Raw genomic sequence first — 26,411 nt, 5'->3', positions numbered from 1 at the left:
CTTTTCTGTTACGTCTACATTTCCGCGCCGCGTCGTTGCGGCGCGCTCCGCCTCCTACCATGCTCGTTCTCGGCATCGAAAGTTCCTGCGACGAAACCGGCCTTGCGCTCTACGACACGCAACGCGGGCTGCTCGCGCACGCGCTGCACTCGCAGATCGCGATGCATCGTGAATACGGCGGCGTCGTGCCGGAACTGGCATCGCGCGACCACATCCGCCGCGCGCTGCCGCTGCTCGAAGACGTGATGGCGCGCAGCGGTGCGACGGCTGCGGACATCGACGCGATCGCGTTCACGCAGGGCCCCGGCCTCGCCGGCGCGCTGCTCGTCGGCGCGAGCATCGCCAACGCGCTCGCGATGGCATGGGACAAGCCGACGGTCGGCATCCACCATCTCGAAGGGCACCTGCTGTCGCCGCTGCTCGTGGCCGAGCCGCCGCCGTTTCCGTTCGTCGCGCTGCTCGTGTCGGGCGGCCATACGCAGCTGATGCGCGTCACCGATGTCGGCGTGTACGAGACGCTCGGCGAAACGCTCGACGACGCCGCCGGCGAGGCGTTCGACAAGACGGCGAAGCTGATCGGCCTCGGCTACCCGGGCGGCCCGGAAGTCTCGAAGCTCGCGGAGACCGGCACGCCGGGCGCCGTCGTGCTGCCACGCCCGATGCTGCACTCCGGCGACCTCGACTTCAGCTTCAGCGGCCTGAAAACCGCCGTGCTGACGCAAATGAAGAAATTCGAAGCGGCCGGGCTGTCCGGCGAAGCGCTGGAGCGGGCCAAGGCGGATCTGGCGCGCGGATTCGTCGACGCAGCGGTGGACGTGCTCGTCGCCAAGTCGCTGGCGGCGCTCAAGAAGACGAAGCTCAAGCGCCTCGTGGTGGCGGGCGGCGTCGGCGCGAACCGCCAGCTGCGCGCCGCGCTGTCGGCGGCAGCCGCGAAGCGCGGCTTCGCCGTGCACTACCCCGATCTCGCGCTGTGCACCGACAACGGCGCCATGATCGCGCTCGCGGGCGCGTTGCGCCTGGCGCGCTGGCCGGGACAGGCAAGCAGCGATTACGCGTTCACCGTGAAGCCACGCTGGGATCTCGCGTCGCTCGCGCGCTGACCCGCCGCGCGACGCCCGACGCCGCGCGCGACACCGAAAACGAAACGGCCGCTCGAATCGAGCGGCCGTTTTCCTGGGTGCCGGCGGCGATCGCGTTACGCGGCGTGCCGCTTGTCGCGCTCGATCAGCGCATACGCGCTGTGATTGTGGATCGACTCGAAATTCTCGGCTTCGAGCACATACGCGACGATGCGCTCGTCCCGGTCGAGGCGCTGCGCGACGTCACGCACCAGATCCTCGACGAACTTCGGGTTCTCGTACGCGCGCTCGGTGACGAACTTCTCGTCCGGACGCTTCAGCAGCCCCCACAGCTCGCACGACGCCTCTTCCTCGGCCATCCGGATCAATGCCTCGACCGGCAGGTCCTCGGCCAGCTCCGCGTCGATCGTCACGTGCGAGCGCTGGTTATGCGCGCCGTACTGCGAAATTTTCTTCGAGCACGGGCACAGGCTCGTCACCGGCACCAGCACCTTCATGAACAGGCGCGTCGCGCCGCCGCGGCTTTCGCCCGCGAGCGTCACTTCGTAGTCCAGCAGACTCTGCACGCCCGACACCGGCGCGGTCTTGTTCACGAAATACGGAAACGTCACCTCGATGCGGCCGGCCTCGGCCTCGAGCTTCTCCAGCATCGAAGCGAGCATTGCGCGGAATCGCTCGGTCGTGAGCGGCGCGCGATGCTCTTCGAGCAACGCGACGAAGCGCGACATGTGCGTGCCCTTCTGCTCGGCCGGCAGGTGGACGTCCAGGTTCCAGAGGCCGACGGTCGGCTGCACGTCGCCGCTTTCCGTGCGCACCGTCAACGGATGCCGCACCGCCTTCACGCCCACGCGCTGAATCGGGATCTGGCGGGTATCCACCGTGCTCTGCACGTCGGGCATCACGAAGGCGGGGTTCATCTGGTTCATCTTGTTCAATCCTTGTAAGCCGCGCGTTCTTCTTCGCGCGCGCCGCCACAGAGCGGCATGCCGGAAAAACAACATGGGCCCGAAGGCCCATGTTTTCCGCAACAACAGAAAAACCGCGTCGCGCGGCGGCGCAGGTTACGCCACGCGCTTGGCCTGGCCGGCGACGTCGGCCGCCGGGCTCAGGAAGCGCTCGCGAATCGATTTCGCGATGCCCGCGGCGTCGAGGCCGCATTGCGACAGCAGCTTCGCGGGTTCGCCGTGATCGATGAAGCGGTCAGGGAGGCCCAATTGTAGTACGGGACGGATAACCCCACTCTCCATCAGGGCTTCCACGCATGCGGAACCCGCGCCGCCCATCAGGCAGCCTTCCTCGACCGTGACGATCGCATCGTGCGTTTCCGCCAGCTCGCGCACCAGATCCGCATCGATCGGCTTCACGAAACGCATGTTCGCGACGGTCGCATCGAGTTCCTCGGCGGCGACCAGCGACGGCGCGACCATCGTGCCGAACGCGAGGATCGCGACGCGCTTGCCCTGCGGCTGCGACGAGCGGCGGCGCACCTCGCCCTTGCCGATCGGCAGCTCGGTGAATTCCTTGATCGTCGGCGTACCGGTGCCCGCGCCGCGCGCATAGCGCACTGCGGTCGGGTTCGGCTGCTGCAGCGCGGTGTGCAGCATCTGGCGGCATTCGTTTTCGTCGGATGCGGCCATGATCGTCATGTTCGGGATGCAGCGCATGAACGCGAGATCGTACGCGCCCGCGTGCGTCGCGCCGTCCGCGCCGACGAGGCCCGCGCGGTCGATCGCGAACACGACCGGCAGGTTCTGCAGCGCGACGTCGTGGATCAGCTGGTCATACGCGCGTTGCAGGAACGTCGAGTAGATCGCGACGACGGGCTTCATCCCCTCGGCCGCGAGACCGCCCGCGAACGTCACCGCGTGCTGCTCGGCGATGCCGACGTCGTAGTAGCGATCCGGGAAGCGCTTCTCGAACTCGACCATGCCGGAGCCTTCGCGCATTGCGGGCGTGATGCCGACGACGCGCGAATCGCTTTCCGCCGCGTCGCACAGCCATTCGCCGAACACTTGCGTGTAGGTCTTCTTGGACGGCGTCGCCGACGGCTTGATGCCCTCGGCCGGGTTGAACTTGCCCGGGCCGTGGTAGAGAACCGGATCGGCCTCGGCCAGCTTGTAGCCCTGCCCCTTCTTCGTGACGACGTGCAGGAACTGCGGGCCGCGCAGCTCCTTGATGTTCTGCAGCGTCGGGATCAGCGAATCGAGATCGTGACCGTCGATCGGGCCGATGTAGTTGAAGCCGAATTCCTCGAACAGCGTCGCCGGCACGACCATGCCCTTCGCATGCTCTTCCAGCTTGCGCGCCAGCTCGAGCATCGGCGGCGCGACGCTCAGCACGCGCTCGACGCCCGCGCGCGCGGCCGCGTAGAAGCGGCCCGACATCAGGCGGGCGAGGTGGCGGTTCAGCGCGCCGACGGGCGGCGAGATCGACATGTCGTTGTCGTTCAGGATCACGAGCAGCTTCGCGTCCTCGCACACGCCGGCGTTGTTCATCGCCTCGAACGCCATGCCGGCCGTCATCGCGCCGTCGCCGATCACCGCGATCGAGAAGCGGTCGTCACCCTGCAGCTTGCTGCCGATCGCCATGCCGAGCGCGGCCGAGATCGACGTGCTCGAGTGCGCGGTGCCGAACGTGTCGTACTCCGATTCGGCGCGGCGCGGGAACCCCGAGATGCCGTCGTACTGGCGCAGCGAGTGCATCTGGTCGCGGCGGCCCGTCAGGATCTTGTGCGGATAGGTCTGGTGCCCCACGTCCCAGACGATACGGTCGTCCGGCGTGTCGAACACGTAGTGCAGCGCAATCGTCAGTTCGACCGTGCCGAGGTTGGACGACAAATGGCCGCCCGTCTTCGACACGCTGTCGAGCACGAACGCGCGCAACTCGTCGGCGAGCGGTTGCAGTTGGCGGCGATCAAGACGGCGCAGATCGGCCGGATCGTCGATAGTTTTCAGCAAGTCGTACATCGTCGTTCCATTGTAGGAAAACAAACGCGCCCGCACTCTTTGGCACGCACCCGAAGTGTGTGCGCGGCGGCGGGCTTTCGCGTCAGCTGACCCGGTTCACCACCAGGTCGGCAAGTTCGGCAAGACGCTGGGCGCGCGCGCCGAAGGGTTTCAGCGCGGCATGCGCGTCGGCGCGCAGCTGCGCGGCCAGGTCGCGCGACGCGTCGAGGCCGAGAATCGATACATAGGTCGGCTTGTCGTTCGCCGCGTCCTTGCCGGCCGTCTTGCCGAGCGTCGCGGAATCCGTCGTGACATCGAGGATGTCGTCGACGACCTGGAACGCCAGACCGACCGCGGCCGCGTAGGCGTCGAGCGCCGCCATCATGTCCGCGGACGGCGTTTCGCCAGCCAGCGCACCCATCCGGACCGACGCGCGCAGCAGCGCGCCCGTCTTCATCCGGTGCATGGTTTCCAGTTGCTCGCGCGTCAGCTTGTGGCCAACGCTCGCCAGATCGATCGCCTGCCCCCCGGCCATGCCGATCGAGCCGCTCGCGAGCGCCAGCTCGCGCACGAGCGCGGCCTGCTGGGCCGGCGCGAGCGCGTCCGCATCCGTCAGCGCGACGAATGCCTGCGATTGCAGCGCATCGCCGACCAGCAGCGCAGTCGGCTCGTCGTACTGCACGTGCACGGTCGGCTTGCCGCGCCGCAGCGCGTCGTCGTCCATGCACGGCATGTCGTCGTGCACGAGCGAATAGACGTGGATCATCTCCAGCGCCGCCGCCGCCGCGTTGCGCGCCGCCTCGGACGCGCCGGTCAGTTCGCCCGCTGCGTGGCACAGCAGCGGGCGCACGCGCTTGCCGCCCCCGAGGACCGCATAGCGCATCGCTTCGTGGAGCTGCGCGGGCACCACAGTGTCAGCCGGCAGATAGTGGCCGAGCGCGTCCTCGACGCGGTCAAGCACGGACCGCATCCATTGTTCGAATGTCATAGATCGTCGTCGTCGCTGTCCGTGGCGGCCGATCCGGCCGAAAGCGGCTTCAGGGTCGCGCCGTCCAGCACGCGCACCTGTTGTTCCACTTTCTCGAGTTGCTGTTGGCAAAACGCAACAAGTGCCGCACCGCGGCGGTACGCCGCAAGCGAATCTTCGAGACTCAGGCTGCCGCCTTCCATCCGGGCGACCAGCGTCTCGAGCTCCGTCAGCGCCGCTTCGTAGTTCTCCGGCAAGGGTTCGGAGCCGTTGCCGGGCGGCGCGGCGCCTGGAGATGCGGTTTTCGCCATGGACGAGGTGTCAAATTTCAAAACAAGTCGGACATTCTACGGCAAAAGAGAATTTTCCGACCTGCCGACATGCCTTGCGGCCCCACATTCCTCCTTCGACCCGGGTCGAATCGCCTATCCGCCGGCAGCCACTTTCCGAAAATTTGACACAAATCAGTCACTTAAAGCCCCCGAGAAAAGCGATCCGGGTATAATGCCCCGTTTCCCCTAAATCGAATTTTCGATGGTTGGGTTGTTCACTGCTTTCACGCTTTCACCGGGAGTGGGAATGTCCAATCTGAGCGATGCGCTTCAGTTGAAGTCGGCTCACAGCCAGCTTCCAGTCACGGCTTATTTCGATGAAGCGCTCCTTGCGCGCGAAATCGAAACCCTTTTCAAGAAAGGACCTCGCTACGTCGGGCACGATTTGATGGTGCCCGAGGCGGGGGATTATTTCGCGCTGCCCTCGGAGAACGAGGGCCGCGTGCTGGTACGCAACCAGACCGACCAGATCGAGCTGCTGTCCAACGTCTGCCGTCACCGCCAGGCGGTCATGCTGAACGGGCGCGGCCACACGCAGAACATCGTGTGCCCGCTGCACCGCTGGACCTACGATCTCGAAGGCCAGTTGCTCGGCGCGCCGCATTTCCCCGACAAACCCTGCCTGAACCTGAACGCCACGCCGCTGCAGAACTGGCAGGGGCTGCTGTTCGAGGCCGAGGGCCGGGACGTCGCGCACGATCTGGCGAAGCTCGGCACGCAGCATCACTTCGATTTCTCGAGCTACCGGTTCGATCACGTCGAAGTGCACGAGTGCGACTACAACTGGAAGACGTTCATCGAGGTCTATCTCGAGGATTACCACGTCGTTCCGTTCCACCCGGGCCTCGGCAGCTTCGTGTCGTGCGACGACCTGAAGTGGGAGTTCGGCGAGTGGTACAGCGTGCAGACGGTCGGCGTGCACAACGCGCTCGCCAAGCCGGGCAGCCCGACGTACCAGAAGTGGCACGAGCAGGTGCTGAAGTTCCGCAACGGCGTGCCGCCGGAGTTCGGCGCAATCTGGATGGTCTACTACCCGGGCCTGATGATCGAGTGGTATCCGCACGTGCTCGTCGTGTCGTGGCTGATCCCGCGCGGCACGCAGAAGACCACCAACATCGTCGAGTTCTATTATCCCGAGGAAATCGCGCTGTTCGAGCGTGAGTTCGTCGAGGCGGAACGCGCCGCGTACATGGAAACCGCGATCGAGGACGACGAGATCGCGATGCGGATGGATGCCGGGCGCCGGGCGCTGATGGAGCGCGGCGAATCCGAGGTCGGTCCGTACCAGAGCCCGATGGAAGACGGCATGCAGCACTTCCACGAGTTCCTGCGGCGGCAGCTCGGCGCGATCTGACGCGCGGCCGGCAGGCGGCTTCGGCCGGAAGGCATGACGAAAGACGGGCTGCGGCCCGTCTTTTTTTGTTTAGACTTAGAACATCAGGCCGTTTGCTCAATCAGGAGCCGTCATGCCACACACCCATTACACCACGCTCATCTCCGCGGCCAATCTTGCCGAGCTGCTCGCCGCGTCGGCCGACAGCGTCGCCGTGTTCGACTGCCGCTTCGACCTCGCGGACACCGGCGCGGGCGAGGCCGCGTATGCGGCAGGCCATCTCCCGGGCGCCCAGTATCTCCACCTCGACCGCGACCTGTCAGGCCGGAAGACCGGCAAGAACGGCCGCCATCCGCTGCCTTCGCGCGATGCGCTGGTCGCCGCGCTCGTCGATCGCGGGCTGAAGCACGGCCAGCAGGTTGTCGTCTATGACGCGCAGGGCGGGATGTATGCCGCACGTCTGTGGTGGTTGCTGCGCTGGCTCGGCCACAATTCGGTCGCGGTGCTCGACGGCGGCATGCAGGCCTGGGAAGCGGCCTGCGAGCCGATGACGACCGACGTGTCGCGCATCCCCGTCGGCAATTTCCGCGCGCAGCCGCCGCTCGAAGTCACCGTCGACGCGCAGGCCGTGCTCGCGAATCTCACGTCGCGCGCACGCATCGTCATCGACGCGCGCTCGCCCGACCGCTATCGCGGCGAAAACGAAACGCTCGACCGCGTCGGCGGGCATATCCCCGGCGCGCTCAACCGTTTCTTCAAGGACAACCTGACCGCCGATGGCCGCTTCAAGTCCGGCCACGAGCTGCGCGAGACGTTTTCCGCGCTCCTCGACGGCACCGAGCCGAACCGGGTGATCCTGCAATGCGGCTCCGGGGTGACCGCTTGCCACAACGCGCTGGCGATGGAGATTGCGGGCCTGCACGGCGCCGCGCTGTATCCCGGCTCGTGGAGCGAATGGAGCGCGGACCCGGCGCGGCCGGTCGCGACCGGCCCGACGCCGTAACTCCGCATGCCGGCGCGCCGGCGGCACCGCAAGCCGCCGGCGCGCCGCTCACGTCACGCGCCGCCGCTCACATCGCGCCGTCGCGGCGGAACCACGCGATCGCGCGCTGCCAGCCATCCTCGGCATCTGCCTTCACATAGCTCGGGCGATAGTCGGCCCGGAAAGCATGCCCCGCGTCGCCATGAACGGCGATCTGCGATTCCCCCGCATGCGTCGACGCGCTCGCCGCAATGCGTGCGCGCATATGCGCGAGCGATGCCTGCGGGATGTCCACGTCCTTGCCGCCGTACAGGCCCGGCACCCACACCTGCAGCGACGACGCCCGGTCGCATTTAAGAATAGTCCTATACGCGCTGTCTGAAATCTCGGCGCCCGAATGAGAATTGTGGCAGTCGACGGTTAGAGTTTCCGATTCTCAATTCATCAGCAAAGGATCGAAACGCACGTCCCCGGACGCGTTTGCATCGTCCTGGCCACACAGATCATGGAAGCACGGTCAACTGCGCACGGCGCGATCTGTCGCCTGCTTTGCCGCGTACTGCTCGCCACCCTGCTCGTCGCGTCACCGCACGCGGCAGGCGCGGTCACGAGCCCGAATCCGCTCTTCACCGACGAGGAACGGCGCTGGATCAGCGCGCATCCGGTCGTCCACGTCGCGGCCGAGCCCAACTGGCATCCGATCGAATACATGCGCCACGGCGAGCATGCGGGCCTGGTCGCCGGCTACCTGAACGCAATCTCCCGCGTGAGCGGCCTGACCTTCAAGACCGTGCCGGGCACGCAATGGGGGCAGGCGTTTCAGGCGCTCCAGTCACACAAGGTCGACCTGATGCCGGCAGTGTGGCGCGAACTGGCGAGCGAACGCCTCGGCGACGAGGTGCTCATCAGCACGCCCTATCTGGTCGGCCGGCTGACCGCCGTGACGCGCAACAATGCCGCGATGACCTTCAGCCTGCAGCGGCTCGCCGGCAAGCGCGTGGCCATCAAGGGGCACGGCGCGGTCGAATACTTCACGCGCCGAAGCGGCGTGGATCTCGACGTGCTGACCTTCGACACCGAAGCGCTTGCACTCGCCGCCGTCGCCAACGGCGAGGCCGACGCCGCGCTGGGTGTCGACGTCACGATCCTGCCGATCCTGAGCCGGCAGTTCAGGGGGCAGCTGTACATGTCCGGCATGCTCGCCGACCGGCCCGTGTCGCTCGCGATGGCCACCCGCGCGGACATGCCGCTCCTCGCGTCGATCATCAACAAGTCGCTGGCCGCCATTCCGGTGAGCGAAACCGCGGCGATGACCCGCAACTGGGTCGAGCTGGCCGACTACGGAAAGCCGACGATCCGCTCGATCCTGCATTACCGGGCGCCGCAGGTGCTCGCGATCGGCGTCGTGCTGCTCGCGTTCGCGGTGCTCGCTTACCTGTCGTGGAAATCCCGCTCGGCGGCGATCCGCAGCGAGCGCGACAAGGCGATGTTCCTCGCGTTCATCAGCCACGAGATCCGCACGCCGATGCATACCGTGCTGTCATCGCTCGAACTGCTGCAGCGCTCGCGGCTCAGCGGGCAGCAGGCGAGCCGCGCCGGCGCCGCGATCTCCGCCTCGGAAACGCTGCTGACACTGCTCGACGACATCCTCGACTATTCGCGTCTCGAATCGCGCAAGGTGACGCTCGCGCCGCAGCCGGTGGAATTGTCGCCGTGGGCGCGGCAAAGCGTCGACATGGTGCGCTGGCGCGCCGACGAAAAAGGCCTCGCGCTCGTGCTCGACGTCGCGTGCCCGCCGTCGCTGACCGTCGTGATCGATCCGGTGCGCGTACGCCAGATCGTCCTCAATCTGCTCGTCAACGCGATCAAGTTCACGTCGGAAGGGTCGGTCACGCTGCGTATCGACTACCTGGCGGGCCGGCACGGCCGAAGCGGCACGCTGATGCTCCAGGTGCGGGACACCGGCATCGGCATTTCGCCCGAACGGCGCGAACACATCTTCAATGCGTACTGGCAGGCCGAGCATTCTCCCCGCTACGGCGCGAACGGCAGCGGGCTGGGGCTCGCGATCTGCCGCGAGCTCGTCGAGCTGATGCGCGGCACGATCGCGGTCGACAGCACGCCGCACGTCGACACCACGATGACGGTCCGGCTGCCCGCGACAGCGACGATCGCGCACGCGCCCGCCGCGCTCCGGGATACGCATGCCGCCACCGGCCTCGCGCCGGCCAGAGTCGTGCCGGCCGGCATCACGCCGCTCGTGCGCGGCGCTGCCCCTCGCATTCTGGTCGTCGACGATCACGAGACCGTGCAGTTCTCGCTGCGTCAGCAATGCGACGAACTGGGCTGCGAAGCGGTGACCGCGAGCACCGGCAAGGATGCGTTGCAGCAGCTCTCTGCCGGCCGCTTCGACATGGTGCTGCTCGATTGCAACCTGCCCGATCTCGACGGCTATGCGATCGCGAGACTGATCCGCCAGGGTGAGGCGGCGGGCCAGATGGAGCACGTGCCGATCATCGCGGTCTCGGCGTCCGCCGACGACGCGCACAAGGTGCGCTGCTTCGAAAGCGGCATGGACGGCGTACTCGGCAAGCCGTTGCGGCTGGACACATTGCGGCAGATGATCGAGATGTGGTGTCCCGCCCGCACGAACGCGGCGCTCGACGAGCCCGCGGGGGCGCCCCGCGACGACACTGTCGACATGGCCGCCGCGCTCAGGGCAGTCTACCTGCGCACGCTCGGCGAGGATCTCGATGCGCTGGCGACGACGCTGATATCGCGCGACATTCCGGCTGCGCTGCACACGATCCATCGAATCAAGGGCGCATCGCACATCGCCGGATTCAAGGACATCGCCGAGATGGCGGAGCGTCTCGAAGCGCGGCTGCGCGAAATCGGCGACGAACGCGACGGCACCCCGGATGCGGGCGCCGGGCGCGCAGGCGGCATGCACGGTGGCGCCGCGTGCATCGAAGCGCCCGAGTGATCGGCGCACGCCGGCCCCACAGAGCGAGCGACGCGATCCGCGCGCGGCGCGACGTCACGCATGGGGATCGGCCGAACGGCCGGAATCGCCGTCCGGCAACGCGAGGTCGTCACGATACGCGCGCAGCAACTGCGTGAGCAGTTCGTCAGCATGCGCATCGATGCCGTCGCTCGACGCCAGCAATGCGCGTTCGATCGCGGCGGCCAGATCCCGCGTCGCGACATGCCCGGCAATCGCGGCCGCGCCCTTGATCCGGTGCGCCGCATGGCGTGCGCGCGCGGTATCCCGGTTCGACAAGGCCTGCGCCAGCCCGTCCAGATCGTCGCCAACACTGTGTGCGTAGACGGCATCGGAGCCGGCCTGCGCCGGCCCGGCGCTGACGGGAACTGACGTCGACGAAGCCGACTCGTCGTACGCGCACCACAGGCTGATCATCTGGCGGAGTGCTTCGACGCGCAGCGGCTTGCCGAGCACGCCGTCCATGCCGCTGTCGAAACAGCGCGCGCGATGCGCGTCGTCCGTCGCCGCCGAAATCGCGATGATCGGCGTGCGCGTCGCGTGCCGCATGCGTTCGGCGTCGCGCATCCGTCCGGCGATCGTATAGCCGTCGAGATCCGGCAGACCGCAATCGAGCAGCACCATATCGAAGCGCGTCCGTGCGAATTGCGCGATCGCGGCCTCGCCCGTGTCAGCGATCACCGATCGGCACGCCAGCGCATCGAGCTGCTGCTGGATCACGTACTGAACGACCTCGTGATCGTCGACGATCAGGACCCGCGGGCCGCCGTTTCCGTGTGGCGGCGCGTCCGTCGGCGGCGTCGGCTCGCTCATGCGAGGCGGACGGAAGGTACGGCGCTCTATGGCGGTTCTCCTCGTGTTCATCGGGAATGCCGGTCGGCGGTACTTGCGACCAGGAGCCTCTGTCAGGATCGAAGCCGGCCGGCGACCGCACGGCCCGCACACCATATCACAACGCATTCGCGCGACAGGCAGGGAACCGCCCGCGACGGACGGGCCGACAGCGGCATGTCTCTCGTCATCCCCGGCGGCACGGCACGCCGAAACGCATTGCGCGGCACCCGGCGCGACAACCCCGCAAACTGATGTGTGATTCGTCTCGCCACTGAGCCGTCTCTTACAATAGCGGCTCAGCCTGACACTTCGCGCCCGCTTGCGCTGGCCATTACCCCTTCAATACCGGATGTATCGATTCCTGCCGCCGCCGCACGTCACTTTCAGAACCTTATCCAGCCGGGTTAAAAAGTATCCCGAAACCCAGTAAGCTAGCACCGTCAAAGATACCAGCGCGTGAGAACCCGGAGCGCCGCCTCCGCCTGCCTGCCGTATCGCAAGAACCCAGGGGTATGCCATGAGGCCAGACCACAAGCCGATCCGTGTCGTGATTCTGGATGACCACGCCGTCGTCCAGCACGGGATCGCCACCTACCTGACCGAGAAGACCGGGATCCAGGTCGCCGCGAGTTTCACGAGATCGCGGGATCTGATCCGCTGGCTCGAAGGCAACCACGCAGACGTCGTGCTGCTCGACTACACGCTCGGCCCCGACGAAATCGACGGTCTCAATCTCATCAAGCTGGTCAACACGCGCTTCCCGGCATGCCGGATCCTGATGACGTCGAGCAGCGACACGCCCGCCACCGTGAACATGACGATGCGCGCCGGCGCGCTCGGCTTCTTCGGCAAGAGCGAGAACCTTCGGGAGCTGTCGCACGCGATCCATGTCATCGCGAGCGGGCGTCCGTACATCAGTGTCGAGCTGGCCGGCCGGATGGCGGCGGGCACGGTGGCCGAACCGCGCGCCGCCGAGCAGAAGGCGGACGCGGGAGGCGCCGCGGCACCGGCCTCCGGCCTGTCGGCGGACCTGCGACTCAGCCCGCGCGAGCACGAGGTGCTGCGCTGCTATCTGGCGGGCATGACCGTGTCCGACATCGCGCTGAAGTTCTCGCGCAGCCGCAAGACGATCAGCGCGCAAAAGCAGTCCGCGTTCCGCAAGCTGGGCATCCGCAACGACGTCGAGCTGTTCGCGTCGCGCAAGCTGCTCGAGGAGAATTGAGCGCGGCCCGGCGCCAACACGCACGGACCGAAAAACGAACGGGCGGCGCAAGCGCCCGATCGCGCATGCGCCGCCCGTTCCGGCCGCGTCGAGCGGACGTCAGTGCAGCTTGACGCGCGGCAGCGTCGTGCGACGCAACCAGTGGGCGACCGTGTCGAGCATCATCCGTGGATAGCCGTGCAGCGCGGCGACGTGCAGCCGGTACAGCGACATGTACATGAAGCGCGCGAACAGCCCCTCGACCAGCATGTTGCCGCCAATCAGGCCGCCCATCAGGTTGCCCACCGCGCTGAAATGCCCAAGCGACACCAGCGAGCCAAAATCGCGATAGGTGAACTCGGGCAGCGGCCGGCCCTCCAGCCGGCACGACAGCGCCTTCAACAGAAAGCTCGCCTGCTGATGCGCCGCCTGCGCGCGCGGCGGCACGTTCCGCTCGTTGCCTGGCCACGCGCAGGCCGCGCAATCGCCGAGCGCGAACACGTTGTCGTCAGTGACGGTCTGCAGCGTGCGCCGCACGCTCAACTGGCCGATCTTGTTGACTTCCAGCCCGTCGAGCTGTGCCATCACGGGCGGCGCCTTGATGCCCGCGGCCCACACGGTGAGGTCGGCCCGCACCGTCTTGCCGCTCGCGGTGCGTACGAGCCCCGGCGCGACCTCGGTCACCCGTTCGGCCATCATCAGGCGCACGCCGAGCTTCTCGAGCAGCTCGGCCGTCGCGGTGGACACCCGCTCCCGCAACGCGGGCAGGATGCGTGGGCCGGACTCGATCAGCACGATGCCCACGTCGTGCCGCGGGTCGAGCTTGTGCAGGCCATAGGCGGACAGCACCTGCGCAGTGTTGCGCAATTCCGCCGACAGCTCCACGCCGGTCGCGCCGCCGCCGACGATCGCGACCTGGATGCGCGGCTCGACCGGCGCCGACGGATCGGCGGGCGACTCCACCGGCTCGTGGTTCTGATGCTCGGCGCGCATGCACGCCGCGATGAGGCGCTTGCGGAAGCGCTCCGCCTCGGCGACCGTGTCGAGCGCGATCGCGTGCTCCTGCGCGCCCTGCACGCCGAAGAAATGCGTCGTGCTGCCGATCGCGATCACGAGCGTGTCGTACTCGAGCGTGCGTTGCGGCAGCAACGCCGCGCCGTCGCTGTCGTTGACCGCCGACAGCGTGATGCGCTTCGCGCCGCGGTCGAGCGCGACCAGCGCCCCCTGCTGGAACTCGAAGCCGTGCCAGCGCGCCTGCGCCGCGTATTCCAGCTCCTGGGTGAACGGGTCCATGCTGCCCGCCGCGACTTCGTGCAGCAACGGCTTCCAGATATGCGTCGGATAACGGTCGACGAGCGTGACGAGCGCGCGCGCCGGACGGCTGCCGCGCGCGCCATAGCGATCGCCGAGCCGCGTCGCCAGTTCGAGGCCGCCCGCGCCTCCGCCTACGATGATGAAGCGATGCATCCGATTCCCCTTTGCGATTCAAGACCGGCAGCGGCCCGCAATGGCGACCGCATCGAGCCGCGCCACCCCGTGGCGAACGGGTTCGAACATCAACGATTTGCAGTTCGAACTTCGTCGATGCGCGCAGCACGGAACGTGGAGCACGACGCGCCCCGCCATGACGACATGCTTGACGGCATTGTCCGGCCACTTGCGCGTTGACGACAAGCAACCGGCCACGAGATATGACGCGTCTGCAACACTATGCCGGAGGCCGACGGTCAGGGGAATGCCAGTGACGCGCCGCTCAGTGCGCCTCTTCCCAGTTCGCGCCGGCGCCGACTTCGGCGACGAGCGGCACCTTGAGCTTCGCGACGCCGCACATCATTTCCGGCAGCTTCTCGCGCACGCGCGGCAGCTCGTCGTCGGGCACCTCGAGCACCAGTTCATCGTGCACCTGCATGATCATCCGCGACGCCAGGCCTTCGCGCGCGAGCCAGCCGTCCACGGCGATCATCGACAGCTTGATCAGGTCCGCGGCCGTGCCCTGCATCGGCGCGTTGATCGCCGCGCGCTCGGCCGCCTGGCGGCGCGGGCCGTTGCCGCCATTGATCTCCGGCAGCCACAGGCGCCGGCCAAACACCGTCTCGACGTAACCCTTTTCCTTCGCGACCGCGCGGGTGTCTTCCATGTACGCCGCCACGCCGGGATAGCGGGCGAAATAGCGGTCGATGTAGAGCTTCGCCGCATCGCGCGTGATGCCCAGGTTCGACGCGAGCCCGAACGCGCTCATCCCGTAGATCAGCCCGAAGTTGATGACCTTCGCGATCCGGCGCTGATCCGACGTCACTTCGAGCGGCGTCACGCCGAACACTTCGGCCGCCGTCGCGCGGTGGATGTCCTCGCCGTGCGCGAACGCGCGCAGCAGCGACGCGTCGCCCGAGATGTGCGCCATGATGCGCAGCTCGATCTGCGAGTAGTCGGCCGACACGATCTTGCAGCCCGGCGGCGCGATGAATGCCTCGCGAATCCGGCGGCCTTCCGCCGTGCGCACCGGAATGTTCTGAAGATTCGGCTCGTTCGACGCGAGCCGCCCGGTCACGGCGACGGCCTGCGCGTAGTTCGTGTGCACGCGCCCCGTCTCCGGGTTGACCATCCGCGGCAGCTTGTCGGTATAGGTCGACTTGAGCTTCGACAGCCCGCGATGCTCGAGCAGCAGCTTCGGCAGCGGATAGTCCTCCGCGAGCTTCTGCAGCACCTCTTCGTCGGTCGACGGCGCGCCGCTCGGCGTCTTCTTCACGACCGGCAACTGCAGCTTCTCGAAGAAGATCTGCCCGATCTGCTTCGGCGAGCCGAGATTGAACTCGCCGCCCGCCAGCTCGTACGCCTGCGTCTCCAGCTCGACCAGCCGCGTCCCGATCTCGCTGCTCTGCGCCTGCAGGCGCGCGCTGTCGATCAGCACGCCGGTGCGCTCCATCTTGCGCAGCACGATCGACACCGGCATCTCGATCTCGCGGTACACGCGCTCGAGGCCCGGCTCGCGCGCGATCTGCGGATACAGCGCGTGGTGCAGCTGCAGCGTGATGTCGGCGTCCTCCGCCGAGTATTCGGCGGCTTGCGCGAGCGCCACCTGATCGAAGCCGATCTGCTGCGCGCCCTTGCCCGCGACCTCTTCGTACGTGATCGTCTTGATGCCCAGATGACGCAGCGCGAGGCTGTCCATGTCGTGCGAGCGATGCGATTCCAGCACGTACGATTCGAGCAGCGTGTCGTGCTCGATGCCGTTCAGCTCGATGCCGTGGTTCGCGAGCACCTGCGCGTCGTATTTCAGGTGCTGGCCGACCTTCTTGTGCGCGGCCGATTCGAGCCACGGCCTGAGCCGCGCGAGCACCTCGTCGAGCGGCAGCTGCTCGGGCAGGTCGGGGCCGCGATGGGCGACCGGCAGGTACGCGGCGCGCCCCGGCTCCACCGAGAACGACAGGCCGACGAGCCGTGCGACCATCGGATCGAGCGACGTGGTCTCGGTATCGAATGCCGTCAGCGACGCCCCCTCGATGCGCTTCATCCACGCGTCGAAGTGCGGCCAGGTCTGGATCGTCTCGTATTCGCGGTCGACAGCCGGCGCAACGGCCGGCGCCGGGTCGGCGCCCTGCTCCGCGACGGCGATGTCGGCCGGTGCGCTGTCGATCTCGCGCAGCCAGGTCTTGAAACCGTAGCGGGCGAAGATGTCGCGCAGCGCGTCGCGGGCTTCGCCGTCGCTCGCGAGCGACGCGTCGATCGATGCCAGATGGGACGACAGATCACAGGCGGTCTCGACGGTCACGAGCGTGCGGCCGAGCGGCAGGAAGTCGAGCGCGCGGCGCAGGTTGTCGCCGACCACGCCCTTGATCTCGCCCGCATGGGCGACGACGCCGTCGAGATTCTCGTATTGGCCGAGCCACTTGACCGCCGTCTTCGGCCCGCACTTCTCGACGCCCGGCACGTTGTCGACCGTGTCGCCGATCAGCGTCAGGTAATCGACGATCAGCTCCGGCGGCACGCCGAACTTCGCGATCACGCCGTCGCGATCGAGCGTCTCGTTGGTCATCGTGTTGATCAGCGTGACGTGGCCGGTAACGAGCTGCGCGAGATCCTTGTCGCCGGTCGACACGATCACCTTCATGCCGCGCCGCTCGCCCTCGCGCGCGAGCGTGCCGATCACGTCGTCGGCCTCGACGCCTTCGACCATCAGAAGCGGCCAGCCGAGCGCACGCACCGCCGCGTGGATCGGCTCGATCTGCAACGCGAGGTCGGCCGGCATCGACGGGCGCTGCGCCTTATACTCGGGATACAGGTCGTCACGAAAAGTCTTGCCCTTTGCATCGAACACGCACGCGCTATACTCTGCACTGACTTCCTTGCGCATACGGCGCAGCATGTTGATGATTCCGTAGAGCGCTCCGGTCGGCTCCCCGCCAGGGCCGCGCAGATCAGGCATCGCATGGTAAGCCCGATACAGATAGCTTGAACCGTCAACCAATAGCAGGGTCTTACCTTCCAGATTTCGTTCGTCAGGCATTATGAATAAGAGAAAAGTGATTCCGAGTCTGCGTTCGCTCGCAGATCAAGAACGCGCGACCGCCAAAAAGGCGCGCGCATCGTGGCAGATGTTCACGATTATGGCAGAGTTTATCGAGGCGACCGAATACCTGTCGGAGATCCGCCCGGCCGTCAGCATTTATGGTTCGGCCCGTCTCAAACCGGAATCCCAGCCCTACAAACTCGCGGTCCAGATCGCGCGCAAACTGTCCGACGCCGGCTTCGCCGTCATCTCCGGCGGCGGCCCCGGCATCATGGAAGCGGCCAACAAGGGCGCGCATGCGGGCAAGGCGCCGTCGGTCGGCCTCAACATCGAGCTGCCGCACGAACAGGCAGGCAATCACTACCAGGACATCTCGCTGCGCTTCCGCCATTTCTTCACGCGCAAGGTCACGTTCGTGAAGAACTCCGACGCGGTGATCGTGATGCCGGGCGGCTTCGGCACGCTCGACGAGCTGTCCGAGGTGCTCACGCTGATCCAGACGAAGAAGTCGCGCCTCGTGCCGATCATCCTCGTCGGCAGCACGTTCTGGCAGGGGCTGCTGCAATGGTTCCGCGACCAGATGATCCCGATGGGCCTCATCAATCCGGAAGACATGGACCTGATGCAGGTGATCGACGATCCCGACCAGGTGCTCGACGCCGTGATGGCGTTCTATGAAGACCAGGGCGAGGAGGAAGGCGAGGAATCGCAGCCGCCGCGTCCGGAAGAAGACCGGATGTTTTACCTGTAATCCTTCCGCGCGGACGGCAGGCGCGGCACGCGACGTGCCGCGCCTGCGTTGCCATGTTTCCCGCCCCGGCCGCGATTCCGTGCGGCGCATCATCGCGCAATGCCTGCGCGCGCCGCTTTGTAACATGCGACAAGGCCGCCCGGCGCGCTTCGCGCGCGGGCGGCCTTGTCGTATTTGCGGGCGGCGGATTACTGGAACGCCAGTTCCGCCAAGCGGTGCGACCAATCCATCTGCGTCAGCCATGCAACCTGATGCGTTTTCCATTCGACCCTAAACACGAAACATGAGTACAGGTCGACGACCGGCGCGCAAACGATCCAGAAAGCTGCCGCGAAATGAGTTAAACGGAGGTTCACGAGTCGACCGCCATGACGACGGCTTCCGGCATCAATTCGACACGGTCACTTCGACGCGACGATTTCTCGACCTTCCCGACGCGGTACCGTTGTCCGCCAGCGAATCGGCATCTCCGTTTCCCTCCACGCCGATGCGCGGCGCCGATACGCCGGCCGCAACGAGAATTTGGGCAACGTGCCGGGCGCGCGCTTCGGAAAGCGCCTGGTTGGACGCCTGACGCGCCATATTGGCCGGCATGCTGTCCGCGTATCCCGCGACGCGAACCGTCGCGTCGTCGGTCAGCGCCGCGATTTCCCGTCCAACCGACGCCACCACGGGCGCCCCCCACGGCGCCACCGTCGCCTCTCCGGACGCGAACATGCCGCCGAACCGGAGCATCAACGCGTTGCGCCCGGCGTCGCGGATCAGTTCGACATTCCCCGCGGCAACCTCGTCTCGAAGCCGCTGCTCCAGGTTTCGGGCCAGCACATCGAGCGGCGGCGCCCGGCGCATCTCTTTCACGCGAACCCAACGGTCTACGGCGGCGTAGCCCCCTGCTCCCAGCAGCAATGCAATGGCAAGACCGCCGACGAACCACGTCCGCGACCGGCGCACCACCGCGGGACGTACCCACGGATCGACCGCCTGGCCCGGCCGTTTCGCAGGCCCGCTTACGCGATTCACGCGCTGCCCGCCTGCCACGACCGCGTCGTGTACGCGTTCGCGAACGACCTGCAAGCGCTTCTGGCCTTCGCGCTCGAATCGGTAACGCCCGCGAAAACCAAGATCGAGGAGGTTCTGGTACAGCTCGATCAAATCGAGACTCTCGCGCGGATTGCGCATCGCTTCGTCGATCAACTGGAAAACGCGGTCGCCGCCCTGACGATCGTGCCCCAACGCGCCCGCCAGGCCGTCAAGCTGCCATTCGACACCGGTTGCGTTGCCTTTCCCCCAACTCGTCTGCATGGCGGCCTCGTCGAGCGCCGAGCAAAGACAATAGCTTGCTGTCCGGACATGCTCGGGCCGGAGACGGAGTTCACTGCAGACCCGGGTAAAGAGCCGGATTTCTTGCTCCAGCAACCGGCGCCGCCGCGCAACCGAATCGGCGTCGAGTATGTCGGGCGTATCGGCCAATGCGCGCAACAGGACGCGCGAAGCTTCGAGCAGCGGGTTGATCGCCTGCTCCGCGGCCTTGAGCCGTGCCGCGACGGACGGCGACGCCCCGGCTCCGGCATGGTTCTGCGGATCGGTTGTCGAGAGAGTCATCTTGAACGATCCCGCCCGGTTCAGCGGGAAACGCTTCCCGCGTTTGCCGGCAACATGCCTTGCGGCAATCCCGGCGGCGGACCGCTATCCGGCAGGTTGAACACCGGCATCGTGCTGGGACACCGGAACGTCTTCAGCACGTCGCTCGTCAGCGGATTCGCGACACTCCCGGCGCTTGCGATATCGAGCGCCGCCTCACGACCATCAAAATCGAACACGACGCGTGTGCGACCGGGGATGGCCGTCCCGACCACGCGACCTTTCTGAAGCAATCGCATCAACGCCCACGGGCCATCCGCTGCAAGCGTCGACGTGTCCGGCCGGATGCGCGGGCTTGCCGTGATTTCCGCGTGGACCCCGCCGCGCGGTCCCGGCCAGGTGGCCATGAAAGGCGAGACCGGACCATGCTGGTAGAGCGTCGTCTGTCCGTCGATGTCGAGCGACAGGCTCGTGATCGTCGGATCGAGTTCGGGAATCCGGATGTCGGCCTTCCACGTCAGCTGCTTGTGGCCGGGATCGTTGAAGAAGACGTCGCGGATCGCCTTCGCATGCTCGAACGGCTCGAGGTCCGGCCCGTGCACGGGCTCCGTCGCACCGGGCAGCGTGCGGTAGCGCCACGGCTTCGCGGACGTATCGACGAACGGTGCCAGCGTTTTCGTAAAGAAGTCGTCAATCACGCCGCCCTGTGCGAACACGCGCGTAAAGTCGTCGATGCCGACGTCGCGCTTGCTGTCAGGCGAGAACGGATAGTTGCCCTCGACCGTCAGCCGGCAAGTATCGCCGACCAGCGCCTGCATCTGGCGCGACAGCAACTGGCCGATGCCCTGATTGACCTCGCGCGAACCATCGGCCGCGAGCTGAAGCAATACCGCGCGGAATGGCGCAGGCATCGTGTCGGCGGTCATCTTGAGCTTCGCGGCCGTATCGCTCGCCGGCGGCATGCTGTTGTTCGATAGCGCGTTGTCGGCGACGGTGAGCGCCGTGTAATAGTCGTTCAGCAGGTTGGAGACGCCGTCCAGCCCCGTCTTGTCGGTCTGGGCGCCGACGGGTTGTGCACCGGACTGCGCATCCGCATTCCCGGTGACGACTTCGCGCAGCGCCGCGAAACGATTGTCGACGAGCTCGCGTTCGATGCGCTCCGATGCGCGGATGCCCAACGCCTTGTCCGCCTTCTGATTGAGCTGGTCAGCGGCCTTCTGCAGAAGCGAACCGTCCGCGGACGCAATCGGCTGCGTGAGCGTCGTTTCGTGCATGGCTGCGCGGGCAAGACGCGCGAGCGGCGAATCGGGCGCCGCGAAGCTGCGCAGCACCCGCAGATTGAACGCGAGGCTCGTGCCGCTCACGGTCCGGATGTCGTTGAGAAACGCGTCCCACTGCTGCGCATATTCCATCAGGTATTCGCGGCGCACGGCGTCCGTCAGCGCATCGTCCATGCCGGCCGCGTTGCTCACGATTTCAGCCGTTTTTTTTTGAGCCTCGCCTGGATATGAGCGCCCCATTACCCACGCGTCATCGTTGCGCGCGATCTGCATGAATTCGGGCAATCGCTTGTCGAACAGGTTCCGGTAGCCATCGAGCGTAAAAAGCCCCGCCACGCCGCGCGACAACGGCGCGCCGCTCGCGCGCGTGAACACCGTGCCGGCCTGCGGGCCGACCGCACGCAGCAGCGTAAACTCGTCGGGGCCTTCCTTGAGCATGGCGGCCTTCGCGCGCTGGTAAAGGCGGTCGGTAGCGTTGCTGCCGTCGAGAAACGCGCGCGCCTGCTGCACCAGCGCGTCGTTGCGGATCAGCGGCGACTGCACCACGCGCGCGCCGGAGAAGAGCTGCTGCACGTGGTCGATCATCGACGCGCGTCCGCCGAAGACCGCCGCGCTATCGGTCTTCGCCCAGTCGTCGAGCACCCATGCCTTGACGTCGTCCGCGTTGAACTTCGCGTTGTCATGCAGCATCAGGTACACGCGCAACGCGTCGTAGGCGGCCTTCGGGTCGTTGCCGGCGATCGCCCCGGACATGACGTCCTCCATCCGGCGCACGATCTGCGGCAACAGCAGGTTGTCCTCGAGCGCATCGTAGGCACGGCGGCTGTCGGCTTCAATGCTCGGCGGCGTATAGAGTCCGTAACGCCACGTGCAGCTCGGGGCGGACAGGTCGAGTCCCGGGAAGGTCGGCAGATGGCGCGCTTCGGTCAGCGTGTCCGGCACGGCTTCCGGTTTTGGCGCCTTGTACAGCTGGGTGACGCGGGCCGCCAGCGCTTGCACCTTGCGGCCGATCATGTCGAGATAGTCGCTGTTGTTGCCGAAGCTCGCGCGCAGGCCGATCGCCAGCCACACGAACAGCAGCAGGGCCAGCGTGTGGCCGATCAGGCGCAGCAGCCGGTAGCGATATTCCCAGCGCAGGTTGGGACTCACCAGATGCGCTTCCGGGAACACGACACGGGTCAGGAGGTCGTGCAGGAAGAAACCCCGATTTCCGTCGGCGCGTGCCGGCGAAACGGGGGGATGCTCCTGATTCGACACAAGGCGCCGAACGATCGTAGCGCGCTCCGCAACGATCTCGCTGCCCTGTTGCCGCGCGCTCGTGAAGTACACGCCGCGCAACGTCGAATGGAGCTGGGTATCGTCGAAGCGCGAATCGAGAAACACCCGATCCATCAGGTCGAGCAGCGGTCCGTGCAGCGCGGAAAACTCCTCGGGCAACGCGGCAAGCGATCGGCGCTTGTCCGGATCGTGCTCGTCCTGCAAATGCGAATTAAGCGAACCGGCGAGCCGTCCGGCAAGCCGGTCGAGCTCCGTGTGACAACGCGCGCGCAGCCCTTCCTTCGCGACCGTTTCCTTGCCGTATGGAAGCGTGAAGCCCCATGTCTGCGCCCGCCCTTCGGCCGTGAGTGCCCCGAAATGCTCGGCAAAGCCCGTCAGGCCATCCATCTTCGTGACCAGCACATAGACGGGGAAGCGGATGCCCAGTTCCTGTCTCAGCTCGGCCAGCCGCGCGCGCAATGCGGCGGCCTCGGCGACGCGTGCCTGCTCGTCAACGCCTGCGAGCGTGGCAAGATCGACCGCCAGCAATGCGCCGTTGATCGGCGCGCGGGGCCGATGCCGGCGCAGCATGCCAAGAAATCCGAGCCATTCTGCACGATCGACCTCCTGCCGGCGCTCGCCCGCATCCGGGCCGGGCGGAACGACATGGTCGCTCGATTTCGATGCGGCGGCCGCCTTCGATTTCGACGCCCCATCCTGCTCCACACCGTCTTCGGCGCCTTTCGCATTCGGCTGGGCGTCGTCGGCATTCTTGCCCGGCGTGCCGGCTGCCGGCTTGCCCGATTCAGCAATCGGTACATCGATGTCCGTGTCTGTCGAGGTGCCGTGCCGCGTGTAATAGCCGCTCGTGTCGATCAACACGGCGTCATTGGTCAACCACCAGTCCACTGCGGCGGCATCATCGGCGAGCGCCCCGGCTGCGCGCTGCATCTGTTCGGCAACGGGAAACGCCAGTCCACCGTTCATCAATACGCTGGTCTTGCCGGAGCCTTGCGAGCCGAGCGTGATGTACCAGGGCAGTTCGTACAAGTAGCGCTTGCCCTGGAACAGCTTGCCAAGCCCCCGCGCGCCGGTACGCATCGATTTCAGGCGCCCGATCGCGCTCGTCACGATCTTTTCGACGTTCCGCAAACGCGGCGCGGCAGGAGAATCGTCCTTCCGGCGATCCATGCGCAGCATCTTCCTCAGGAACGCGTCGTCTGCGCGCATTTTCTGCCACAGACGGAACATCTGGAAGACGACGAAGACGGCCACCACCAGCGCGATCGCGGCGAGTCGGACCGATGCCGGCTCGAACGGCGCCGTACGGCCGAACGAAAGCAGCGGCGCCACGTACCAGATCAGCAGGCACAGCAACGCGACGAACACAATGCTCATCGAGCGGCCCACGAGCCAGAGCAGCACCCCGGCGAGCAACAGCGCGATCAGCAGCACGCGCATGCCGGTTCCGGCGAGCGGCTTGAGCCCGCCGAACGCAAAGAACGGCCCGACGAACCAGATCACGAGTGCGACGACAATCAGCGCGAGGAACGCGAGGAACTGGCGCGAGGCCAGAAACGACAGGAATTGGAACTTCTTCATGTGTTATTCCGAAAACGGATCTGGCTTATCGCGCGACGACGATCTCGACGCGCCGGTTCTGCGCGCGCCCCTGCGCGGTACGGTTGTCGCCGACCGGCTCGGCATCGCCGTTGCCGGCGGCTTCGAGACGGCTCGCCGGCACGCCCGCGGCTTGCAGCATCTGCATGACCTGCGCGGCCCGCTCTTCCGACAGCGCCTGATTCGACGCGAATTGACGGCTGCGGATCGGCACGTTGTCCGTATAGCCGAGAACCGTCACCTTGCCCGGAACCCTGGCGATCTCGCCCGCGATCTTCGAGATCAGCGGATTCATCGCTGCCTGAACAGACGCGCCGCCGGGCTGGAACATTGCGTCGCCGCGGAACGTCACCTTACTGTGGCGCGCATCCTCGTCGACGCTGACGGTGCCCGCAGCGATCTCGTCCTTGAGCAACTGCTTGAGGTGCAATTGCGGCGGCGCGGGCGGCGGCGTCATGCGCGCGATTTCGGCGATCTGCTTCTGGATCTCGGCGGCACGGCTCGACAGCTGGTACTTGAACCATCCGAACATCCCCAGCAGGATCACCGACAGGACGGTGACGGTGATCCATACCGGGAAATCGTAGAACGACGGGCGCTTGCCCTTCACGTCCGATTGCCAGTTGGGAGACAGCGCCAACGGCACGGGTTCGCGTTGCAACGTGATTTCGTTGTAAATCCGCTGCCGAATCGCATCGTGCTTGCGCTTGCCGCCTGCGCTGCCCCGGTAACGGCCCTCGAAGCCGAAACTGAGAATCCGGTAGATCACCTCCAGCAAATCCACGTGCTCGCGAGGGTCCTCCAGCAACCGGCCGATCAGCAGATAGACCTTGTCGCCGCCATCGCGGTCTCCGTGGAAGGTGATTGCGAGACCGTCCTTGATCCACTCGATCCCCGATGAGCCCCGCTTGCCCCATGCGGTTTGCGTGACCGCTTCGTCGAGCGCCGTGCACAGGCAATACCGGGCGCCGATCATGTGGTCGCGCCGAATGTTTGCCTGCTCGCATAGCCGTTCGAATGTCCGCATCTCCTCTTCAAGCAGCACGCGCAACATGGCGATGTTGTCTTTCGACACGGGCGCGTCGGGTATGTCGGCCTGTACCCGCAACAGCACGCGTGCGGCCTCGAGCAAAGGATTCTGCGCCTGATTCACCGCGGCAAGCCGACGGTCGAACGGTTCCGGCGGCGGCACCTCCCCCAGCGGCTCCGGGCGTGTCGCCGCGGCCTCGATCGCCGCCTCGACGGCATTGGGAGAAGCGGGCTCGACAACGTCGCCCGATACCTCGTTCAACTCGCCGGACTCGACGCGTCCATTTACCTTTGCCATGCGTCAGTCTCCGATGCTTGCCGTGCCGCTACCGATCAGCGTGCAGCCGCATTCGGTATGGTGACCATGAAGAGCGACCCGTTGGCCACCGATCGTGAAGGTCGGATGGGCTTCGATGATCTTGTTGATGCCGTGCGGGCGCCCGTCCGGGTACGTTTGAGGACAATCGACCAGGTCGAACAATCGCGCGATGCCCTTGCCTCCCACCATGTGTGTCTCGGAGCCGCTGATGACGCGGCCGCCGTGGGATGTACGGTCGCCGACGACGATGATTTGCAGTGCCATGTTGTTCTCTCTCACGCGAATGTGTTGCCAGGGGATCGGGACTGTGCGCTGCGCGCCCGGGAAAGATCACGCCACACATGGGAAGGCACGCCTTCGATCGCGGCACGGAACGTCATGCCGGAGCGCCTGCGTGCATCGAGCGCCTCCGCTATCGCGGGATGACGGTCGAATTCCGTGCCGTACAGATACGTTTGCCGACAGAAACCCAGTTTGTCGCCCGGCTCGGTCAAATCCCAATGCGACGCTCGTGCATAACGCGGCATGAAGTCGGCGAACCGGTCGAGATAGGGACGCGCGCCATCAGCCAGTCCGGCATCGATCATCACGGCCAGCAATTCGTCGGGCTCGGTATGCGCGCTCAGCGCATCGACGTCCGCTTGCTCCAGTTCCACCATGATCGACCGGCAGACCCTGGCGCCATGCAATGTGTCGTTCTCGACGCGCTGCCAGACGGCATGTCGGCCGCGATACATCCACCGCTCGATCGGCCCCATGAAGACGTCGAGAATCTGATCGCCCCATACGCGAAACACTGCTCCGGTACTGCGGGGATCGAAATACCGGACCATCACCAGCACGCCATCCCCGATATCCGCGAACAGGAATGCGCGAAGGTGCGCCGCCAGTTGAGCGATCGGCACGCGCGACCAGACGAGCGACAGGCAAGGCGAGTGACGATCGATGCGATCGAGCTCGGTCACCCAGTCCGCGCTCGGGTCCGGCACCGGCGCGAGAAAAAGCGACGCCAGCCCCGATTCCGCCTCGGGCAGCCCTTCGTATACGTTCCTGAATTCGATGCCGGCGCGCTCGCGCAGCGCCTCCAGTTGCTCGGGGGCCGCCGCGCCATCGATCAGCGCGAACAGGCCGTTGTGTGTCTGGTTGAAATGCGATTCCATGTATCCCGCTCATAGCGTTGCGTTGGGCAGCCGCGGACAACACGGCCGCCAAGCCGCGTCAGGCCACGGCCGTCCGTGGCGCATCGAACATATGGAGCGCGACCGACAGCGGATCGACTCCCAGCCACGACACCCGTTTCTTGCCGACGAACACCACGCGCGGCCAGCCGTACCCGCCGGGCGTGTATTCGTGGAAGTGCGGCACGCGGAACCAGCAGCGGCTGTCGTGC

Annotated in this window: 18 protein-coding genes and 1 pseudogene; 6 read left to right on the top strand and 13 right to left on the bottom strand. The window is 66.4% G+C overall.

Going from position 1 to position 26,411, the window contains the following annotated elements:
• The first annotated feature begins 59 nt into the window (after positions 1-59).
• Positions 60-1,100, top strand: coding sequence for a tRNA (adenosine(37)-N6)-threonylcarbamoyltransferase complex transferase subunit TsaD (tsaD, locus tag LIG30_RS06670; RefSeq protein WP_038710700.1), 1,041 nt, complete (start codon positions 60-62; stop codon positions 1,098-1,100).
• A 95-nt stretch (positions 1,101-1,195) separates the two neighbouring features.
• Here tsaD and folE2 read toward each other — a convergent pair whose 3' ends face one another.
• The 4 genes from folE2 to LIG30_RS06650 all read right to left on the bottom strand — a co-directional run bounded on the left by folE2 (position 1,196) and on the right by LIG30_RS06650 (position 5,302).
• Complete coding sequence (folE2, locus tag LIG30_RS06665; protein ID WP_038710699.1) at positions 1,196-2,005, bottom strand: GTP cyclohydrolase FolE2; 810 nt, start codon at positions 2,003-2,005, stop codon at positions 1,196-1,198.
• Between the two features lie 135 nt (positions 2,006-2,140).
• A complete protein-coding gene (gene dxs / locus LIG30_RS06660; RefSeq protein WP_038710698.1) occupies positions 2,141-4,045 on the bottom strand; it encodes a 1-deoxy-D-xylulose-5-phosphate synthase in 1,905 nt (634 codons plus the stop codon).
• 82 nt (positions 4,046-4,127) lie between these two features.
• On the bottom strand, positions 4,128-5,012 hold the full coding sequence (locus tag LIG30_RS06655; RefSeq protein WP_038710697.1) for a polyprenyl synthetase family protein: 885 nt from the start codon (positions 5,010-5,012) through the stop codon (positions 4,128-4,130).
• A complete protein-coding gene (locus tag LIG30_RS06650; RefSeq protein ID WP_038710695.1) occupies positions 5,009-5,302 on the bottom strand; it encodes an exodeoxyribonuclease VII small subunit in 294 nt (97 codons plus the stop codon). The genes LIG30_RS06655 and LIG30_RS06650 overlap by 4 nt, the downstream gene beginning before the upstream one ends.
• Before the next feature lie 268 nt (positions 5,303-5,570).
• Between LIG30_RS06650 and LIG30_RS06645 the strand changes: the two genes are divergently transcribed.
• Both LIG30_RS06645 and LIG30_RS06640 read left to right on the top strand, forming a co-directional pair.
• Positions 5,571-6,677, top strand: a complete 1,107-nt coding sequence (locus tag LIG30_RS06645; RefSeq protein WP_038710693.1) for an aromatic ring-hydroxylating oxygenase subunit alpha — start codon at positions 5,571-5,573, stop codon at positions 6,675-6,677.
• A 112-nt stretch (positions 6,678-6,789) separates the two neighbouring features.
• A complete protein-coding gene (locus LIG30_RS06640) occupies positions 6,790-7,659 on the top strand; it encodes a sulfurtransferase (protein ID WP_038710692.1) in 870 nt (289 codons plus the stop codon).
• A 67-nt stretch (positions 7,660-7,726) separates the two neighbouring features.
• On the opposite strand, the pseudogene LIG30_RS06635 reads toward LIG30_RS06640, so the two are convergent.
• Positions 7,727-7,987, bottom strand: a pseudogene (locus tag LIG30_RS06635) (dienelactone hydrolase family protein); the annotation flags it as partial.
• A 156-nt stretch (positions 7,988-8,143) separates the two neighbouring features.
• Between LIG30_RS06635 and LIG30_RS06630 the strand changes: the two are divergent.
• Positions 8,144-10,624 carry an ATP-binding protein gene (locus LIG30_RS06630; protein WP_083493934.1) on the top strand — a complete coding sequence of 827 codons (2,481 nt, stop codon included), beginning with the start codon at positions 8,144-8,146 and terminating at the stop codon, positions 10,622-10,624.
• A gap of 54 nt (positions 10,625-10,678) precedes the next feature.
• Here LIG30_RS06630 and LIG30_RS06625 read toward each other — a convergent pair whose 3' ends face one another.
• Complete coding sequence (locus LIG30_RS06625; protein WP_051994893.1) at positions 10,679-11,455, bottom strand: response regulator; 777 nt, start codon at positions 11,453-11,455, stop codon at positions 10,679-10,681.
• A gap of 538 nt (positions 11,456-11,993) precedes the next feature.
• On the opposite strand from LIG30_RS06625, the gene LIG30_RS06620 reads away from it, so the two are divergent.
• The gene (locus LIG30_RS06620; RefSeq protein WP_038710689.1) at positions 11,994-12,698 is read left to right on the top strand and encodes a response regulator transcription factor; all 705 of its coding nucleotides are present in this window, start codon (positions 11,994-11,996) and stop codon (positions 12,696-12,698) included.
• 99 nt (positions 12,699-12,797) lie between these two features.
• Here LIG30_RS06620 and LIG30_RS06615 read toward each other — a convergent pair whose 3' ends face one another.
• Complete coding sequence (locus LIG30_RS06615) at positions 12,798-14,144, bottom strand: NAD(P)/FAD-dependent oxidoreductase (protein WP_038710687.1); 1,347 nt, start codon at positions 14,142-14,144, stop codon at positions 12,798-12,800.
• 286 nt (positions 14,145-14,430) lie between these two features.
• Entirely contained in the window at positions 14,431-17,181 is a 2,751-nt protein-coding gene (polA, locus tag LIG30_RS06610; RefSeq protein WP_038710686.1) for a DNA polymerase I, read from the bottom strand.
• Between the two features lies 1 nt (position 17,182).
• Here polA and LIG30_RS06605 point away from each other — a divergent pair, with 1 nt between their 5' ends.
• Positions 17,183-17,935 (top strand): TIGR00730 family Rossman fold protein, encoded by a 753-nt coding sequence (locus tag LIG30_RS06605; RefSeq protein WP_038710685.1) that lies wholly within the window; start codon positions 17,183-17,185, stop codon positions 17,933-17,935.
• A 387-nt stretch (positions 17,936-18,322) separates the two neighbouring features.
• Here the strand turns inward: LIG30_RS06605 and icmH are convergent, their stop codons facing one another.
• Genes icmH through LIG30_RS06580 form a run of 5 tightly spaced genes read right to left on the bottom strand, consistent with a single transcriptional unit; the run spans position 18,323 to position 26,181 of the window.
• A complete protein-coding gene (icmH, locus tag LIG30_RS06600) occupies positions 18,323-19,537 on the bottom strand; it encodes a type IVB secretion system protein IcmH/DotU (RefSeq protein WP_038710683.1) in 1,215 nt (404 codons plus the stop codon).
• 20 nt (positions 19,538-19,557) lie between these two features.
• On the bottom strand, positions 19,558-23,655 hold the full coding sequence (tssM, locus tag LIG30_RS06595; RefSeq protein ID WP_038710680.1) for a type VI secretion system membrane subunit TssM: 4,098 nt from the start codon (positions 23,653-23,655) through the stop codon (positions 19,558-19,560).
• 25 nt (positions 23,656-23,680) lie between these two features.
• Positions 23,681-25,000, bottom strand: a complete 1,320-nt coding sequence (gene tssL, locus LIG30_RS06590; protein WP_083493932.1) for a type VI secretion system protein TssL, long form — start codon at positions 24,998-25,000, stop codon at positions 23,681-23,683.
• A 3-nt stretch (positions 25,001-25,003) separates the two neighbouring features.
• On the bottom strand, positions 25,004-25,285 hold the full coding sequence (locus LIG30_RS06585) for a PAAR domain-containing protein (protein WP_038710679.1): 282 nt from the start codon (positions 25,283-25,285) through the stop codon (positions 25,004-25,006).
• Between the two features lie 11 nt (positions 25,286-25,296).
• Positions 25,297-26,181 carry a DUF4123 domain-containing protein gene (locus LIG30_RS06580; protein ID WP_038710677.1) on the bottom strand — a complete coding sequence of 295 codons (885 nt, stop codon included), beginning with the start codon at positions 26,179-26,181 and terminating at the stop codon, positions 25,297-25,299.
• Between the last annotated feature and the right edge of the window lie 230 nt (positions 26,182-26,411).

Source organism: Burkholderia sp. lig30 (assembly GCF_000687455.2).
In the GTDB taxonomy this organism is placed as follows: domain Bacteria; phylum Pseudomonadota; class Gammaproteobacteria; order Burkholderiales; family Burkholderiaceae; genus Burkholderia.
Note: the sequence above shows the minus strand (reverse complement) of the source record. Positions and strands in the feature narration are given on the sequence as shown.

Excerpts from the sequence above, each read along its gene's own strand:
- icmH (WP_038710683.1), bottom strand. The coding sequence starts at position 19,537 with ATGACTCTCTCGACAACCGATCCGCAGAACCATGCCGGAGCCGGGGCG.
- LIG30_RS06625 (WP_051994893.1), bottom strand. The coding sequence starts at position 11,455 with ATGAGCGAGCCGACGCCGCCGACGGACGCGCCGCCACACGGAAACGGC.
- LIG30_RS06615 (WP_038710687.1), bottom strand. The coding sequence starts at position 14,144 with ATGCATCGCTTCATCATCGTAGGCGGAGGCGCGGGCGGCCTCGAACTG.
- tssM (WP_038710680.1), bottom strand. The coding sequence starts at position 23,655 with ATGAAGAAGTTCCAATTCCTGTCGTTTCTGGCCTCGCGCCAGTTCCTC.
- LIG30_RS06640 (WP_038710692.1), top strand. The coding sequence starts at position 6,790 with ATGCCACACACCCATTACACCACGCTCATCTCCGCGGCCAATCTTGCC.
- folE2 (WP_038710699.1), bottom strand. The coding sequence starts at position 2,005 with ATGAACCAGATGAACCCCGCCTTCGTGATGCCCGACGTGCAGAGCACG.
- LIG30_RS06585 (WP_038710679.1), bottom strand. The coding sequence starts at position 25,285 with ATGGCACTGCAAATCATCGTCGTCGGCGACCGTACATCCCACGGCGGC.
- LIG30_RS06655 (WP_038710697.1), bottom strand. The coding sequence starts at position 5,012 with ATGACATTCGAACAATGGATGCGGTCCGTGCTTGACCGCGTCGAGGAC.
- LIG30_RS06605 (WP_038710685.1), top strand. The coding sequence starts at position 17,183 with ATGAATAAGAGAAAAGTGATTCCGAGTCTGCGTTCGCTCGCAGATCAA.
- polA (WP_038710686.1), bottom strand. The coding sequence starts at position 17,181 with ATGCCTGACGAACGAAATCTGGAAGGTAAGACCCTGCTATTGGTTGAC.
- LIG30_RS06650 (WP_038710695.1), bottom strand. The coding sequence starts at position 5,302 with ATGGCGAAAACCGCATCTCCAGGCGCCGCGCCGCCCGGCAACGGCTCC.
- LIG30_RS06645 (WP_038710693.1), top strand. The coding sequence starts at position 5,571 with ATGTCCAATCTGAGCGATGCGCTTCAGTTGAAGTCGGCTCACAGCCAG.
- dxs (WP_038710698.1), bottom strand. The coding sequence starts at position 4,045 with ATGTACGACTTGCTGAAAACTATCGACGATCCGGCCGATCTGCGCCGT.
- LIG30_RS06580 (WP_038710677.1), bottom strand. The coding sequence starts at position 26,181 with ATGGAATCGCATTTCAACCAGACACACAACGGCCTGTTCGCGCTGATC.
- LIG30_RS06620 (WP_038710689.1), top strand. The coding sequence starts at position 11,994 with ATGAGGCCAGACCACAAGCCGATCCGTGTCGTGATTCTGGATGACCAC.
- LIG30_RS06630 (WP_083493934.1), top strand. The coding sequence starts at position 8,144 with ATGGAAGCACGGTCAACTGCGCACGGCGCGATCTGTCGCCTGCTTTGC.
- tssL (WP_083493932.1), bottom strand. The coding sequence starts at position 25,000 with ATGGCAAAGGTAAATGGACGCGTCGAGTCCGGCGAGTTGAACGAGGTA.
- tsaD (WP_038710700.1), top strand. The coding sequence starts at position 60 with ATGCTCGTTCTCGGCATCGAAAGTTCCTGCGACGAAACCGGCCTTGCG.